The following is a 16,363-nucleotide window of genomic DNA, read 5'->3' as shown; positions in this document are numbered from 1 at the left end:
AGCAGGCTCCAAACCGACAACAACATTCTACTCGCGGGCGCAGCCGGTCAACTGCAGCCGGTGGTTAGACCGCCTCTCGCCAGTGATCTTCGATGCCGCTGTATTCGAACGCGGCTTGCGCCTTTGCGTCGTCCAAAGTCTGGTGCCACGTATCAGTCGCAGGTTCCCATCTTTCATCACAGTAAAAAAGATAGAACCCGCGATCGTTGTCGTAGGAGCATATAGCCAAACCTGCACATGGCCCCGCGACTTCTCCACCAACTCGATGCGTTGTATTGCCCGTTGGAACGATGTCTTGATTTACCATCGCCCAAGCAATGACACGCGCATCATCGATCTGTTCGGGGCAGTCGTTCACAGGCGGTCTAACGTAAAAGGCTCAGTTGCCGGCCGCCCGCGGGAGCAGGCTCCAAACCGACAACAACATCATAACGCGGGCGCAGCCGGTCAACTGCAGCCGGTGGTTAGCTGCCGTCGGTGATAGCGTGAGCCGGTCTTTCGACACCCTCTAGTAAAAGCTTATCGAAGTACTCAGGGTCCTTGAAAACAGTCCATGAGGCGATTCCATGCCACGCGGCCAAGAACTTCGTCAGTATTCCGCCAGTGTATGATTTGGCACCGATATAGCCATTGTGGGCAAACTGCTCGTTCGGAAAGTCCTTGCGACGCGCGGCAGGCAATGCCGGCCCAATCCGCAGAAACGTACCAAAATCAAATTCTTCGTCCGACACAGCAATCAATGAGATGATGCACGTGTCTGCATCCACAGTAGCGGATGATGGAAACTCTTTTGTGCGTTGATCTGTGACTGCTGTGTATATCCAATGCGGCATCCAGTGATCGACCGCCTGGACGACGCCGAATGAGCCATCTGTGAGCGGTACTGCAAAGAGGTCGCCGTGATCCCATTTGACTCGCTTGCGACGTGGCATAGGCAGCTAACTTGGTTATAGGAAGTTTCTGCCTATCACCTATAGGCCGCACGTTTGCGGCCTAACGCGCAGGCAGTAGATCGCCGCAACTTGAAATGTAGCAGTAGCTTGCTTCTATGGCACCCCTGTTTTTGCGTGATAGGCCGACCCTGCCTAGCGCTCATCGAGGCCGGTGGCGCAGCCCGTCGGCTGGACTCCGGACACCGCGTCCGCCGCGATTCAGGACATGCGTGTAGATCATTGTCGTGCGAACGTCCTTATGCCCTAAAAGTTCCTGCACCGTGCGTATGTCGTACCCGTCCGTCAGCAGGTGCGTGGCGAACGAGTGGCGGAACGTGTGGCTCGTGACTCGTTTCGTCAGCCCAGCTTGTCGAACAGCCTGCTTGATGGCCTTTTGGACAAGAGACTCGTGAACGTGATGTCTTCCTTGGTCGCCGGACTTCGCATTGTTCCAGCGATGCTCTTGAGGAAACACGAACTGCCAAACCCATTCGCGGTTGGCATTGGGGTACTTGCGGGCCAGCGCGTGCGGCAGTTCCACGCGGCCGTAGGGATCGGAAGACGTGTGCGGCGTGAGCCCGACCGGGTGGCCCTCGCGCGGCAGATCGAGATGATCGTTGGAGCCGCCGGGTCTGCCGGCATGATGCCCGCCGACCTGGAAAAGGTTGAACAATGGGGGCAACGTGCCAAAGACCCGATGTCGCCCGACCAAGCTCATGACGGGCACAGCGCGTCGGGCGTGTAATTCCGCTGCTGCGGAAGATCTCACCCCGCCCGCTCTGCTCAGCTTTGCTGATCTGCCCTGCTACGCTCTGCTGCGCGCAGCTTCAAGCCGCGTTGGATAGGTACGCCGACATGCCGCCGACGCGTTGCAAAAGTTCTTCCAGCCGGCGGGCTTGGCCGTCGAGCGAGTGATCGAGCGGGAACCAATCGCGGCGAGGTTTGTAGCGCTCGCGCGCGGTGTGGACAGCAAGAACCGCGTCGGCCAGCTCATCGGCGGTTGCGCGCGAGAAAGAGCCTCCGCCCGGCTGGCGGTCGCCGAAGTGCCGGTCGTACGCCGCCGGGATGTCGGCAGCGGTGATCGGCCCTTGGTAGCCAAAGCCTGCGGCGAGGGTCGGGCGGCCGTTGTACAGTGCTTCGAGCGCCGTGTAGCCGCCGCCGACAACCAGCGCCGCGCCGGCCATCTTGCCCAGCGGATCGAGCGTGAAGCCTTCCACACGCAGCACCTGTCGCCCGATCGTAAGATTGGTTTGGCGTGCCAAGCGACGCAGCACGCGGCTCCGCGAACCACCGCCGACGAGCGTGATCCGCGCCGCGGGGATCCGGCGGACGATCTCGGGAGCCGCCCGGATCAGGGCCTCGCCGGACCACGCCTTCGAGCCGCTCATGCGGTTCATCCAAAGGATCGGAAAGCCCTCGGTCGGGGCGATGCCGAGCGCGCGCTCAAAGACCGGCCGGGGCCAGACGGCGAGCTTTTCGTGCGGCACTCCCAGAGCGGCGGCCCGATCGACGATCGGCTGCTCGACCGCCACAACAGCGGCGCAGCGCTCGAATTCTTCGATCGACTGGCCCTCTTCGATATGGTCCTGCAGCGTTACGACACACGGCAGGGCGAGCGCCTCGGCCGCTGTGTAAGCGGCGAAACGGAGCGAACCGCGGCCGGCGGTCACAACCGCCTCGACCCCGGCCCGGCGAGCCCAAAGCTTCAACAACGGGGTTGCCAGCGGCCCCGGGGGGGTGAGCCAAACACGCGCACCGATCCGCCGGAAACGGCTCGCCAAGCGACCCGGTCCCGCGGCGAAGCTCACACGATGACCGCGACCGATGAGGCCTTCAGCCAGCATCAGCAGATAGGTCGTGTCGCCAGCGACGCTAGCGTCGCGTTTTACGAGGAGCACGTGCATAGCGAGCGTCGTAACGCAATCGCAGGGGGAACGGCAACGCCGATTCCCTCCGCAGTGCATCCCCGTCCGGCGAAGCACGGGTTTTGAGCCCGATCGACGCCCGCCCGGCGCACTGGCCGGGCGGGCAACCGAAGGGGTAAAACGCTCAGTCGTCGGAACTGGGCGAGGAGAGAGCGATCTGACGCCGCGATTCAACGGAACGAATCTGTCGGCGAGAGCGGGCATTGAGCCGTTCAGCCACACGGCGGCGGGCCCGCTTAAGGGCCGTCAGAATGACCCCTAGGGGGTGGGTGCCGCGTTCGCGAACGGTCACGTCCGGGGCTCCTCGGAGCGAGATCCGGAGCAGGCAGCTCTGGTCGTTGCCTCCGCGGGGCCCGTTTTCGTCGCGGACCCGGACCACCACGCCACGGATCGACGCGCCGTAGCGGTCGAGGGCCTTCTGAATCCGGCCGGTGGCGTCAGCCGCCAAGCCGGGAGCCCCCTGAGGGGCAAAAACTGATACTCGCATCGCATCTCCCAGTGGTTCTCGTAACAAACCGAATTGGTTGAAGCACTTGGTTTGCTACGCCCGGCGTGGGAGAGTGGTTTCCGCCGGGCAACGTGCCGCGACGTTTTTTCCTCGATTCGCTCAAATATCGGTTTGGGTATAGGACGCACCAATGGATGAAGCTCTCCGCCAAGCGGTGCTGAACTACACCAGCAACACGGCCTATCGGCCCGCCAAGCCGCGCATCATCGCCGAGCGGCTCGGCCTGGAAGGAGACCAGATCGCCCTGACTAAGAAGACCATCAAGAAGATGGTCCAGGCGGGGGAACTGGAGTACGGGCCAAATCACTTGGTTCTGCCGATCGATCCAAATCATCCGGCCCGCAAGGGATTCACCCGCGATGCCGGCCTGCCAACGTCAGAAGGCAAGCGGCCGCGGGCCGATCGCTTTGTCGTGGGAACCTACCGCCGCGTTTCGTCGGGTGATGGGTTTGTGCGGCCCGAGGGGACACCGGCCGCCGCGGGTCGCGATGACGATGTCTATGTGCCGGCCAAGCTCGCGGGCGACGCCGCGAGTGGCGACAAGGTACGTCTGCGGCTGAGCGCAAGCAGCGGCCCGCGCGGCAAACCTTCGGGCAAGGTGGTCGACGTCATCGAGCGTTCCACCAACCAGTTCGTCGGCTCGTATCTTGAATCGGCCGGCATGGCGCTTGTGGAGATCGATGGCGGCGTGTTCGGCGCACCGGTTTATGTGGGAGACCCCGGTGCCAAGGGGGCTGCCGATGGCGACAAGGTGGTCGTCGAGATGGTCCGCTTCCCGTCGCACGTGCGCGACGGAGAGGGGGTCATCACGCGCGTGTTGGGACAACGCGGCGCGCCGGGCGTGGACACCCTGGCGATCAAGTACGAGTACAGCCTGCCGGGCGAGTTTGCCGAAGACGCACTCGAGGTTGCGCGATCACAGGCGGCGGCGTTCAATGAGTCGATCCCCGCGGGGCGTCGCGACCTGACGGCCGACGTGGTGATCACGATCGACCCCGCCACAGCGCGGGACTTCGACGACGCCATCTCGCTGACGCGGCTTGACGGCGGGCACTGGGAGCTCGGGGTCCACATCGCCGACGTGTCGCACTTTGTGCAGCCCAAGACCGCACTGGACCGCGAAGCCTACGACCGTGCGACGAGTGTTTATCTGCCCGACGAAGTGATCCCCATGCTGCCGGAGATCATCAGCAACAATCTGGCGAGCTTGCAGCCCGACAAGGTGCGTTATGCGGTGACGGCGGTGCTCGAATTCACCGCCGAAGGGGTTTTCGTCGGCTCAGAGGTGTTTAAGAGTGCGATCAAGAGTCGGCGGCGATTCACCTACGCCGAGGTCGACGCCTACCTGGTCGAACGCAAGCTGGTTACGCCCGAATCGGCGACCGCCCGGGTGGCGCTTGCCGCGAAAGTAGCAACGCCCGACATGACGCCGGAGGTTGATCGCTTGCTGGGCGATATGCACCAGCTGGCGATGACGCTCCGTCGACGCCGTTTCGAGCGTGGCGCGCTCGAGTTGTCGATGCCCGAGATCGAGATCGATCTGGATAAAGAGGGGCGGGTGTGCGGCGCGCACGTCGAGCAGAACACCGAGAGCCATCAGATCATCGAAGAGTTCATGCTGTCCGCCAACGAGGCGGTGGCGCGGCAGCTTGCCGACGCCGGGCTGCTGTTCTTGCGGCGGGTCCACGGCTCGCCCGATCCGCGCAAGTCGCGCGCGCTCACGGAGTTTGTGCGGAGCCTGAATCTGCCGGCCGAGAATCTGCAGGATCGGTTCGAGTTGCAAGAGTTGCTCGAACGCGTGCAGGGAGACCCACGCCAGCCGGCCGTCAACTACGCCGCGCTGCGATCCATGCAGAAGGCGGTCTACAGCCCTGAGGAGGAAGGCCACTTCGCGCTCGCCAGCGGTTGCTACTGCCACTTCACCTCGCCGATTCGTCGCTATCCCGACCTGACGGTTCATCGGCTGATCGAGCAGCTCAACGCGCATCGCGGGGGGACGGGCCCCAAGCCCGTGCAAGAGGTCGGCGCGCTGCTCCAGCAGGGGGATCATTGCAGCGAGCGCGAGCAACGGGCGGCCAAAGCGGAACGCGATCTGGTGAAGGTCAAGCTGCTCAACTATCTGTCGAGCCGCATCGGCGACTCGATGGAAGGGATTATCACGGGCGTAGAAAAGTTCGGTCTGTTCATCATGGGTAAGGACCTGCCGGCCGAGGGCTTCATTCATATCACCGCGCTGGGGGACGATTACTTTCAGTACGATCGTGCGAGCCACTCGATCACCGGTCGGCGGGCCGGCAACGCCTTCCGGCTGGGCGATACGGTGCGGGTGGCGGTCGGAGCGGTGGACATCGACGCCCGCACGCTCGATTTTCGGTATCTGGGCCGAGGCACGAGTTCTTCACGCGAACGGTCTGCCGGGCCGCCGGACAAGAAAAGCCCGCGGCGTGGCGGCAAGAAGCCGCAGAACAGCGGCAAGCCGGCGGGGAAAAAGATGACCCGCGGCAAGAGTGACAAGACCGGCAAGCATCGGCGGAAGCCCGGCTAACCCGCGCTCCGCCGCACTGCTGGCGGTTTGCATGGCTGATCAGCTTGGACTTGGTCGTCTATTTTTAGCCCCACAGCCAACCGAGCCGCCCGCCAGAGACCGAGCGATCCCGTGGGCTTGCTCCCTCAAACCCCTTCCGGGAAGCCATCGAACCGCTAAGGTATGGCAAGTCCCGGAAGACTCCCCGCCCCGCTAACCTCTGGCACGGATGGCATCCACCGCTCAGTCCGTTGATTTGCTCCGCACCCCGCTCGCCGATTGGCACGCGGCCCACGGGGGAAGGCTCGTCGATTTCGCCGGCTGGGCGATGCCCGTGCAATACGGTTCGATCGTCGAGGAGCACGTTGCCACGCGAACGGGGGTCGGCCTGTTCGACGTTTCGCACATGGGGCGCCTAGCGGTCCGCGGTAGCCAAGCGGGCCCGTTTCTTGATCATGTGCTGACACGCCGCGTGACGGCGCTCAAGCCGGGCCAGATCCGCTATTCGCTGGTCTGCAATTCGGCGGGCGGAATGCTGGACGATGTGCTGGCCGGACGGGTCGGTGTGGACTCGGCGGAAGGCCCCGCGTTCGCGCTCGTTGTCAACGCCTCGAACCGAGAGAAACTCAACACATGGTTTGCCGAGGAAGCTCAGCACTTCCAGGTCAGCCTTGATGACCAAACCCTCGCCACGGCGATGATCGCGGTTCAGGGGCCACGGGCCGTGGCGATGGTCGCCCAACTGGCGGACACCGATGTCGCGGCGCTGCGCTATTACTCGGGCTGCGAGGCACGCGTCGCTGGCGTCCCCTGCGCCGTCAGCCGGACCGGCTACACGGGTGAAGACGGTTTCGAGCTTACTTGCCCCGCGCAAGAGGCGACGGCGCTGTGGCAAGCGCTGTGCGCAGCGGGCGGCGTGGCCTGCGGCCTTGCGGCGCGCGACACGCTCCGGCTAGAAGCCGGCATGCCACTCTACGGACACGAACTGTCCGAGCAGCTCAATCCGCTCGATGCGGGGCTCCGTTTTGCAGTGGACCTGTGTGACAGCGGCGGCCAGCCCCGTTCTTTCGTTGGCGGCGACGCACTACGCAGCGCGGACAGCAGCGGTCCGCAGCGGCTACGAGTGGGGCTGGCGATCGAAGGCAAGCGGCCGCCGCGTGAGCAATACCGTGTGCTCACCGCAGGACGCGCGTGCGGTGTCGTGACCAGCGGCACCCATTCTCCGACGCTCGGCAAACCGATCGCGATGGCTTACGTCGAGCCACCCTACGCCACCGAAGGAACGTCGCTGACGGTCGATATCCGCGGCACCGAGACCCCCGCCACGGTCGTCCCCCTCCCCTTTTATCGCCGCAGCTAGCGGCACGGTTTTACTTAGCCGAGCCGATCGTTGAACGTTCTTCGCGGCTCGCCCTCCCCCCCACCGCTCCACTCTTCCAACTGTCATGAAGCCTGAAGAACTGCTGTATGCCAAGACCCACGAGTGGGTTGCGATCGAAGAGACCGACGGCGGCAAGACCGCCACGATCGGCATCTCTGCCTACGCGGTAGAGTCACTCACTGACCTGGTCTTTATCGAGCTGCCCAAGCAAGGCCGCACGGTTGCGGCTTTGGAATCCTTTTGTGAAGTCGAATCCGTCAAGGCGGTTAGCGATATCTACAGTCCGGTAGCGGGCGAGGTCACGGAAGTGAACACGCCCCTGGCCGATGCGTTGGAATGGCTAAGCGACGACCCCTACGGTGCCGGCTGGATCGCCAAGGTAAAGATCACCGACGACGCCCCGCTGGCCGGCCTGCTGGATTACGACGCCTACCAAAAGATGTGCGCTGAAGAGGCCTAAAGAAGATCCTCTCCCCCCGCCCGCCCGGCGTTGCCGCCTAACGCCGAAAAGATACTCCCTCCCGCTTTGGTTGCCTCGCATGCCGTTCACCTACAACACGCCAGAAGACGAAGCCGCGATGCTCGCGGCGATTGGCGTCGGATCGATCGAAGAGCTGCTGGAACAGGTTCCAGCCGACTTTCGGCTCGATCGCCCGCTGCGGTTGCCAGCGGCCCTGGGCGAGATGGAACTCGACGCACACACGCGCCGGCTCGCAACCCGCAACGCCAGCCCGACTTCGCACGCGTGCTTTCTCGGCGGCGGTGCCTACGACCACTTTGTGCCGGCGGTTGTCGATGCCATCGCCAGCCGTGGCGAGTTCTATACGAGCTACACGCCCTATCAGGCGGAGGTCGCCCAGGGCAACCTGCAAGCGATGTTCGAGTACCAGTCGCTTGTCACACGGCTTACCGGCTTGGACGTTTCTAACAGCAGCCTCTACGACGGTGCCACGGCGGCTGCCGAGGCGGTGCTGATGGCGCTCGCCGCGAGCAAGGGTCGCACCGAAGTCGTGCTGCCCGACTCGCTACACCCCGAGTACCGCCAGACAATCGCGACCTATCTAAGCAACTTGCCGGGGCAGGTCGTCACGCTCACGACGCCGCACGGTGTGATCGAAGCCGAAGCTTTGCGGGCGTCGGTCAACGAGCAGACGGCGTGTGTCGTGATTCCGCAGCCGAACTTCTTCGGCTGCATCGAAGAGGCCGACGAACTCACGCGCATCGCGCACGAGGCAGGAGCGCTGGTGATCGCGGCCTACGATCCGATCAGCCTGGGTGTCCTCAAGCGGCCCGGCGACTGGTCTGGCGAGGGTGCCGGGGCTGACATCGCTGTCGCCGAGGGGCAATCGCTCGGATCGCCGCTGCAGTACGGCGGGCCCTATCTGGGCATGCTGGCTTGCCGCGAGTCGCTCGTTCGACGGATCCCCGGGCGCATTGTGGGGCAAACCACTGACCGGCGTGGGAATCGGTGCTTCGTGCTCACGCTCCAAACGCGCGAGCAGCACATCCGCCGCGACAAGGCAACGAGCAACGTGTGCAGCAACCAGGGCCTGCTCGCGCTGCGAGCGACCGTGTACCTCGCGCTACTGGGTCCGACCGGCCTGCGCGAGACAGCCCACCTGTGCCTGCAGAAAAGCCACTACCTAGCTGAACAACTCTGCCAGTCCGGCCGCTTCGAGAAGGTCTTCGCCGCGCCAACGTTCAAGGAGTTTGTACTCCGCGATCGTCAGGCTGATGTTGCCGGCTTTATCAACGACGGTCTGGAGCACGGCTTTCTGGCGGGCATCCCGCTGGGCCGCTGGTACCCCGAGCTGGCGGACTGTGTGCTTATCTCGGTGACCGAAAAGCGCACGCGGGAAGAGCTGGATCGGCTGGCCGCGATCGTCAGCAGCACGCGCCACGGCGATGCAATCGCTGCTCACTCGGCTTTGCAAACCGCCTGACTCGGCAACCACGCTTCGTGGCTCTAAAGAATCCCTTCGCCCTGCTTCGCGCCGAAATTCATGCGTAACATCCACGACACCCAACTGCTGTTCGACCTGTCTAAGCCAGGACGCCGAGCGCTACGGTTGCCAACGTGCGACGTGCCGGTTCAGCCGATCGAGACCTTGCTGCCTGCCGGGGCGATCGCCGAGCAAGCTCCGGCGCTCCCGGAACTCGCCGAGCCCCAAGTGGTGCGGCACTTTACGAATCTCTCGACACAGAACATGTCGGTCGATTCGCACTTCTACCCGCTTGGCTCGTGCACCATGAAGCACAACCCCAAGCGCAACGAGCGGGCTGCGGGACTGGCCGGGCTGGGCGATCTGCACCCCTACCAGCCCGAATCGACAATCCAGGGCATGCTCGCGCTGCTGTACGACCTGCAAGAATTTCTCAGCGAGATCTCCGGCTTGCCGGCCTGCAGCCTGCAACCTGCAGCGGGTGCCCACGGCGAGCTAACCGCCCTGTGGGTCGCTGCGGCCTACTTCCGCGATCGGGGCGAACAACGCACCAAGGTGCTTGTCCCCGATAGCGCGCACGGCACGAACCCCGCCAGCGCGATCATGGCGGGCTTCGAGACCGTAACGGTCAAGACGCTCAAGTCGGGGGCCGTGGATATGGAAGACTTCCGCGCGAAGCTCGATGACCACATCGCGGTGTTCATGATCACCAATCCGAACACGGTGGGGATCTTCGAGCCCGCCATGCGCCAGATTGCCGATGAGGTTCACGCGCGGGGCGGCTTGATCTACTTGGACGGTGCCAACATGAACGCCATTCTGGGCGTCACACGCCCCGGCGACTTTGGTGCCGACATGCAGCACTACAACCCGCACAAGACCTTCAGCGGTCCGCACGGCGGGGGCGGCCCCGGTGCCGGCCCGATCTGTGTGACAGAAAAACTCGCGTCCTACTTGCCCGCGCCGATCGTCGTGAAGCGCAACGATGACAACCAGGCTCCCGTCTATTCGCTGGACTACGAGCGCCCCAAGTCGATCGGACGGGTCCGCTCGTTTTTTGGCAACACGGGCGTCTTGGTGCGTGCTTACTGCTACATCCGCACGCACGGCCCCGACGGGTTGCGGCGTGTGAGTGAGCAGGCGGTGCTGAACGCCAACTACCTGCTCAGCCGCGTGAAGCACTTCTTGCCCGTCCCGCAGGGCGATCGGTGCATGCATGAGTTTGTCGCATCGGCCAAGCAGCTCAAGACGGAACGCGGCGTGTCGGCGATGGACATCGCCAAACGGCTTCTCGACTTTGGCGTGCATGCCCCCACGGTCTATTTCCCCCAGACGGTCCCCGAAGCGCTCATGTGCGAGCCAACCGAGACCGAGAGCAAAGAAACGCTCGACGCGTTCGCCGAGATGCTGTTTCGCATTACCGAAGAAGACCCCGAGCTGCTCCACACCGCACCGCACACAACCGCGATCAGCCGACCCGACGAGGTCGCCGCTGCCCGGCAGCCGACGCTGTGCCACTGCGGCTAACGCTATTTGGCGAGCCCCTGACGCCAACGAATGAGCGGGCCCGCTGTCACGCCTCTCACAACTTGGTTAGCACACCGTTGCCCGCCCTGCCCTGCCGCCTGCTGCACAACGCCCCCGCGGCGGGTGACTGGAACATGGCAGTCGATGATGTCTTGCTAGACACCGTGGCGGATCAAGGTCTTGCCGCACTCCGCTTCTATCGATGGGGCGAGCCGACTCTCTCACTCGGCTACTTCCAGGCACACACGGAGCGTAGTCGCCACAGCAGCAGCCGCGCGCTACCGATGGTGCGTCGGACCACCGGTGGCGGTGCCCTGGTGCACGATCATGAGCTGACGTACGCGCTAACCCTGCCCGCCAGCAGCGGCCACACGAAAGACCCGACCGCGCTAACTTGCCTAGTGCATCGCGCCCTGAGCGAGGCGCTGGCCTCGCTCGGGTTTCCGAGCGAGGCCATTTCGACCTGCGCGGCCGCAATACCTGCCGCCGACCAGCCCGAACCTTTCCTGTGCTTCCAGCGGCGGTCGCGGGGCGATCTGCTGGCCCGCGAGGCAAGCAGCAAGAAGCTTCCGATGCCAGCGGCCGAGGGGCTGCATAAAGTGTGTGGCAGCGCTCAACGCCGCCGCCGCGGGGCGCTGCTACAACACGGAGGGGTCCTGCTTGGGCGAAGCCGCCACGCTCCCGAGCTGCTCGGAATGATGGATCTAGGTATCGAACCCGGGGGGTGCATCCCCGATTCGGACTTCTGCGAGACACTCGCCGAGGCATGGGCGACGCGGATCGCCGAAACGGCGGGGCTAACTCTTGCTCCCAGCGAGCTTTCCCAAGCGGAGCAGCAAGCGGCCCAAACCCTGATGGAGGAACGATTTCGGTCCACCGAATGGACCCAGCGACGCTAAGCTACGGACGAACCCGCTAACGCTAGCCGTAGTGGGGGTCGAAAATAACTAGTGAGCAAGCAGAAAAGGCGATTAGTAGCTATGCTAAATAATCGCGCGAAGGTGTTGAGAGTCGGCGCAAGTCACGGTCCAGAGCGGATTTCGGTCTAGGGATTTTCCGCATCCTCGGCCGATCGCTCAGGAACAGCGACCGATGAAGGCACCGCCAGCGTAAGAACAGCACGGATACCGCTGGAATAGCAGGAACAGAGAAGGCATCCGGGCGACGTTGTCGCCGGCGACCGATGTGACCGCCCAACTGGGGGGGTAAGTCGATCGCCACGGTAACGACCGCCCACCGCGAGCTGATTGCTCGCGGCTCCTCGTCGTAAGGACACTGCGATGAAGCTGGTAGTATTAGCAGGGTCAAAAAAGAACTCCGCCGTACCGCTCAAGAAAGACCGACTAACCGTCGGCCGGTCATCGGAGTGTTCTTTGCGTGTGGGCAGCGACGCGATCAGTCGCAAGCACTGTGAGTTTGTCCGCACCGCCGAAGGGGTCATTGTTCAGGATCTCGGCAGCCGAAACGGGACAATCGTCAACGAGGTCCGCATCGAGCAACCGACGCGGCTCAATCACGGCGATACGATCAAGATTGGCCCGCTCGAATTCCGTTTCGAGCTCGAGGCCGAGCTAAGCGATCTGAAGCTCCCTAAGGTAGACGGCGTTGCCGATGCGGTCGCGCGCACCGCTGACAAGGGGCGTAAAGGTGCCGCCATCGACGACAGCATCAGTGATTGGCTGCTGGGCCCGCAAGAAACCGTCGGCCCGGGCACCTCCGTTAACGAAACGCTCGCCCTCAGCGCCGACGAGACGCGCGCGATAACCGAACAATTTGCTTCGGCCGACTCCGATGTCCCGCCAGAGGAAGCCGCCGCGGTGGAAGCCGAAGATCCCAAGGATAAGAAAAAGAAGAAGGAGCCCGGCAAGCTTCCGGCGAACGCCTTTGGGCCCAAGGCCAAAGATAGCCGCGAAGCCGCCGAAAAGATTCTCCGCGACATGGCACGGCGCCGCTAACACGTTGCGCGGCGGACCGTTTATGGCTCTCTTGATCGAGTCTCCCCACCGATCCACTATCTCTCGGCGATGAAAAAAAACTCTCAACCAACGAGCCAACCCTCGGGCGGCGTTCTCGGTTTAGGGCTCGACGCTACCGACGGTCACAAGCGTCTCACGCGGGGCCCCGACTTCTTGCTGGCGGGCGGTTCCGAAGAAACCCACGCCACGATGCAAGAAACCATGATCAAGGTGACCGAGAAGCTCGGTGCCAAGAGCAAACGCATCCGCGACGCCTCGCCCGACGAGCTGCGCGATCTGATCGCCGAGTCGCGTGGTTAACGGCCCCATTCTTCAGATCGACTAAAAACCAAGAGGGCGGCGACCGCCGATGGTCGCCGCCCTCTTTCGTTTCGGTGGTTCTTGGAGGCTGCTACTTCACGTTGGATCTCGCAACGTGGTGCCGTGCTGAAAATCAGTCGGCCAGCAGGGCAGACGACTCTCGTAACGCTTCAGAAGCAGCGGCCTCGACGGCCGACTCGAGATCATCCGCGTCGGCCGGGGCCGCCGCTTGGCGGGCCGCCAGCTCCGTGGGGGTCAGCTTGGCATAACCCAGCGAGAGAATCACCTCCAGCACTTCGCTGCAGGTGGGGAACATCCGACCGCTGGTGCGCTTGTACTCGTCCAGGGCGTTCATGAACTCGACCTCGGCATCCGAGTAGTCGCGTTCGCAGGTGGTCGGGTCGATCTGGCGACGACGGTTCACCTTTTCTCGCCGCTCCAGCGGAGCGGCGGCCTTGGTCGGCTCCGCGGCAACTGTCGGCTTAGCGACCGTCGCCTTGGCAGCGGTCGCCTTGGGCGTGGCTGACTTAGACTTGGCTGCCTTAGACTTGGCGGCAACGGGAGTTTCGTCCCGTCGGCCCGCACGACGACGATCGATCGTGACTTCCGCGTCCGCGATCTCTTTTTTCGCCGCCTTCGCCTTGGCAACGGGTCGGCTCTTGGCGGCTGACTTCTTGGGGAGGGTGGCCTTCGTGGCAGGCTTCTTGGCAGCGCTCTTCGCGGCCTTGGTCTTGGTCGAACGGGCGGTCGACTTGGTGGGGGTCTTGCTCGCGGCCACTTAGGAAGCTCCTGGCAAAGCTGTCGAGAGGGGTAATCGCTCCTCTGCCCAGGCAGTCTGGGTCAGATAGGGAGACTTTCGTCCCACCCTGCTGGCAAACTATGACGATCGCGTACTTTTTCATGCTGGCGCAAAGACACACGTTTGGGGGGTGCTGACGGCCTGCGCGGTTCGTTCGGTCGGCCGGCCCGTTGACCCGATCGGGTTGCCCCCTGGATGCCGTCTTGCTACGGTCTGCCGCCGCCGAGGTGCCGGACAACCCGCCGAGCCGAAGCAATCCGCCCGACCCGATCCCCCCGTAGCGAGTCGCCCTCATGGCCCGCCACACGTACTTCTGCTCGCTGCCGACGCCGGTTTCCGCCATGGGGCGTGCTCTTTGCGCGGCCCTACCGGGAGGGTTGTTGGCCGTCGTGGTCCTGGCGACCGGTTGCAACACCGTCCAGAACCAAACGCTGAACGCTGAGGGGGTGGCCCTGTACCGTCAGGGGGCGTATCCCCAAGCCGCCGAGAAATTCCAGACGGCTATCAGCAAGCAGCCCGACGCCGCGGATGGCTACTACAACCTAGCCGCTTCGCTGCACCAAACGGGCGTGCGTTTGAATCGTCCGGCCGACCTCCAGCAGGCAGAGGTTCTCTACAACCAGTGCCTGGAGCGCGACGCTAACCATGTCGAGTGTCACCGGGGGCTGGCGGTTTTGCTGAACGAAACGAATCGCCCCGACGCGGCATTCCGGCTCATGAACAATTGGGCGATGGCGAGCCCCAGCAACCCGAGCCCGCGCATCGAGCTCGCGCGATTGCTCGAGGAGAGCAAGCAGCCCGAGCAAGCCACCACGCAGCTCGTGCAGGCGCTGACGGTTGATCCGAACAACGCGCGTGCGCTGGCGGCGTTGGGCCGCATCCGCGATCAATCGGGCGACTATCAGCAAGCCCTACAGAACTACCAGCGTTCACTGGCCGCCAACCCCAGCCAGCCTCAGCTTGCGGCGCGCGTTGCGACGCTCACCTCCGCCGCAGGAGGCCAGGTCAGCGGTCTGACAGCACCAGCCGGACAAACCCGAATGGTAAACCAGTGGCAAGGGGCACCCGCCCGCTACTAGGCGCGCACGTCATGGGAGCACCACAGCGCACCGCTCCTTGGTGCGTACGGCCCCGCTTGTTTAGCGGCTTGCGTGGAGCGCGATGAGTGCTTCGCACGCCCGTGTGAGCGCCTGTTCAGAATCGATTGAGAGAGCGATCTCTTGCGCTCGCGAGGCGGCCTGCGGATCGTCCAACAATCGGCGGAGCTTGTCCGCGACACGCGACGCCGTGAACCGTGCGGGTTTGAGCTCATCGCCTACCCCCAGCCGCCGGAGCCGCTCGGCGTTGTCAAACTGATCGAACCCCAGCGGCTGAATCAGCTGCACGATCCCCGCGGCCAAGCCTTGGGCACAACTGCCGATGCCGCCGTGATGAACGAAGGCATCGCAGCGGGGGAGCACCTGGCTCAACGGCTGGAAACCGACCCAGCGGACCGTGTCGGGCAGCTGCGCCGGCAACTGCTCCGGGTACTTGGTCAGCAACACCCCGCGCCGCCCGAGCCGTTGGCACGCACCGACCGCCGCCGAGAAAAAGCGCTCGGCAACGCGATTCGCCGAGCCCGGGGTGAAGGCGAGCGGCGGATCGCCCGCGGCGAGAAACGCTTCGACCTCGGCGGGCAGGTGCGGGGCGTTAGCGCCGTCCCAGAGCGGGAAGCCCGTGAGGGTCGTCCGCGCAGGCCAATCCCCGGGATCTGCCGCAAACCATTCCGGAAACAGGCACACGGGCGGTGCCACGCCATAGTACCAATCGAAGTAACGCTGCCGGAGCGGTCCCAGACCGACCCGCTCACGCAACGAGTCGAGCGCACGCTGGACCGGATGACTCCGGAGCATCCGCTCGACGAGACGAAATTGCTGGCGGGCAAGCCACGCCGGTCGCGTGAAGCCAAACGGCATCCGCGGCGGCGACCGATCGCTCCACAATGCCATCGGCGCGTACACGATCGAGGCCACCGGGGCTCCGAGGGATTCGGCCGCGACGCGACTAGCCAGATCCAGCCCGTGTGCCGCGATGACGGTCTCGCCCGGGCGATAAGCCGACGCAACCACCTCATAAAGCTCTTGGAGCAGATCGATCACGCCGTACTGAAAGACGACCCGCATGCCACTGAGCGGCTTCCACAGATCGCGCCGCTGGGTCAGCGTGTCGTACGCCTCGGCGCTCGAGACCGCGAGAAACCCTAACCCGGCCCCACGAATCAGCGGCTCAAAGTGAGGGTTACTCACCACCTCGACCCGATACCTCCGCCGCGCCAGCGCAACGCCCAGGCCGATCATCGGATGGACATCGCCGTAGCTCCCCAGGGCGGTCAGCAAACAGTGCATCGGGATCCGGCAAGACGGGTTAAAATGAACCGGTACTGCGTACCGCGACCTAGAACATCAATGGAGCTTAACCCTCGCCTCGCGGCTACAGCCCCCCTGACTTGCTCGGCCCCGCCCCCAAGGGGAAGAATCCCGAGCCGCAGAGCGTCTTTTGGAACCTACGC

The 16,363-nt window shown here is 64.0% G+C and carries 16 protein-coding genes; 9 read left to right on the top strand and 7 right to left on the bottom strand.

The annotated features are described in order from the left end of the window. Positions 1–64: 64 nt before the first annotated feature. The 5 genes from Pla111_RS13690 to Pla111_RS13670 all read right to left on the bottom strand — a co-directional run bounded on the left by Pla111_RS13690 (position 65) and on the right by Pla111_RS13670 (position 3,344). Positions 65–358, bottom strand: a complete 294-nt coding sequence (locus Pla111_RS13690; protein ID WP_146575013.1) for a hypothetical protein — start codon at positions 356–358, stop codon at positions 65–67. Positions 359–464: 106 nt separating this feature from the next. Then, positions 465–932 (bottom strand): hypothetical protein, encoded by a 468-nt coding sequence (locus Pla111_RS13685; RefSeq protein WP_146575012.1) that lies wholly within the window; start codon positions 930–932, stop codon positions 465–467. A 160-nt stretch (positions 933–1,092) separates the two neighbouring features. Continuing rightward, complete coding sequence (locus Pla111_RS13680; protein WP_449240193.1) at positions 1,093–1,614, bottom strand: tyrosine-type recombinase/integrase; 522 nt, start codon at positions 1,612–1,614, stop codon at positions 1,093–1,095. A 145-nt stretch (positions 1,615–1,759) separates the two neighbouring features. After that, the gene (locus Pla111_RS13675; protein ID WP_197525034.1) at positions 1,760–2,836 is read right to left on the bottom strand and encodes a glycosyltransferase; all 1,077 of its coding nucleotides are present in this window, start codon (positions 2,834–2,836) and stop codon (positions 1,760–1,762) included. Between the two features lie 145 nt (positions 2,837–2,981). Next, positions 2,982–3,344, bottom strand: coding sequence for a hypothetical protein (locus Pla111_RS13670; protein WP_146575010.1), 363 nt, complete (start codon positions 3,342–3,344; stop codon positions 2,982–2,984). A gap of 151 nt (positions 3,345–3,495) precedes the next feature. Between Pla111_RS13670 and rnr the strand changes: the two genes are divergently transcribed. The 8 genes from rnr to Pla111_RS13630 all read left to right on the top strand — a co-directional run bounded on the left by rnr (position 3,496) and on the right by Pla111_RS13630 (position 13,016). Next, on the top strand, positions 3,496–5,910 hold the full coding sequence (rnr, locus tag Pla111_RS13665; protein WP_146575009.1) for a ribonuclease R: 2,415 nt from the start codon (positions 3,496–3,498) through the stop codon (positions 5,908–5,910). A gap of 208 nt (positions 5,911–6,118) precedes the next feature. Beyond that, positions 6,119–7,249, top strand: coding sequence for a glycine cleavage system aminomethyltransferase GcvT (gcvT, locus tag Pla111_RS13660; protein ID WP_146575008.1), 1,131 nt, complete (start codon positions 6,119–6,121; stop codon positions 7,247–7,249). A gap of 85 nt (positions 7,250–7,334) precedes the next feature. Next, entirely contained in the window at positions 7,335–7,730 is a 396-nt protein-coding gene (gene gcvH, locus Pla111_RS13655; protein WP_146575007.1) for a glycine cleavage system protein GcvH, read from the top strand. 79 nt (positions 7,731–7,809) lie between these two features. Beyond that, positions 7,810–9,213, top strand: coding sequence for an aminomethyl-transferring glycine dehydrogenase subunit GcvPA (gcvPA, locus tag Pla111_RS13650; protein ID WP_146575006.1), 1,404 nt, complete (start codon positions 7,810–7,812; stop codon positions 9,211–9,213). 60 nt (positions 9,214–9,273) lie between these two features. Next, on the top strand, positions 9,274–10,740 hold the full coding sequence (gene gcvPB / locus Pla111_RS13645; protein ID WP_146575005.1) for an aminomethyl-transferring glycine dehydrogenase subunit GcvPB: 1,467 nt from the start codon (positions 9,274–9,276) through the stop codon (positions 10,738–10,740). Then, on the top strand, positions 10,725–11,639 hold the full coding sequence (locus Pla111_RS13640; protein WP_231931043.1) for a lipoate--protein ligase family protein: 915 nt from the start codon (positions 10,725–10,727) through the stop codon (positions 11,637–11,639). Before gcvPB ends, Pla111_RS13640 begins: the two co-directional genes overlap by 16 nt. A 381-nt stretch (positions 11,640–12,020) precedes the next feature. Beyond that, positions 12,021–12,695, top strand: a complete 675-nt coding sequence (locus Pla111_RS13635; protein WP_146575003.1) for an FHA domain-containing protein — start codon at positions 12,021–12,023, stop codon at positions 12,693–12,695. A gap of 69 nt (positions 12,696–12,764) precedes the next feature. Then, on the top strand, positions 12,765–13,016 hold the full coding sequence (locus Pla111_RS13630; protein WP_146575002.1) for a hypothetical protein: 252 nt from the start codon (positions 12,765–12,767) through the stop codon (positions 13,014–13,016). 133 nt (positions 13,017–13,149) lie between these two features. Here Pla111_RS13630 and Pla111_RS17510 read toward each other — a convergent pair whose 3' ends face one another. After that, complete coding sequence (locus Pla111_RS17510) at positions 13,150–13,794, bottom strand: hypothetical protein (RefSeq protein ID WP_231931042.1); 645 nt, start codon at positions 13,792–13,794, stop codon at positions 13,150–13,152. A gap of 314 nt (positions 13,795–14,108) precedes the next feature. Here Pla111_RS17510 and Pla111_RS13620 point away from each other — a divergent pair, with 314 nt between their 5' ends. Beyond that, positions 14,109–14,894 carry a tetratricopeptide repeat protein gene (locus tag Pla111_RS13620; protein WP_146575001.1) on the top strand — a complete coding sequence of 262 codons (786 nt, stop codon included), beginning with the start codon at positions 14,109–14,111 and terminating at the stop codon, positions 14,892–14,894. A 60-nt stretch (positions 14,895–14,954) separates the two neighbouring features. Here Pla111_RS13620 and Pla111_RS13615 read toward each other — a convergent pair whose 3' ends face one another. Continuing rightward, entirely contained in the window at positions 14,955–16,199 is a 1,245-nt protein-coding gene (locus Pla111_RS13615) for a glycosyltransferase (protein ID WP_146575000.1), read from the bottom strand. Between the last annotated feature and the right edge of the window lie 164 nt (positions 16,200–16,363).

Origin of the sequence: Botrimarina hoheduenensis, from assembly GCF_007859815.1 — a bacterium.
Lineage (GTDB): Bacteria > Planctomycetota > Planctomycetia > Pirellulales > Lacipirellulaceae > Botrimarina > Botrimarina hoheduenensis.
This window is presented reverse-complemented; position numbering and strand designations above follow the sequence as displayed.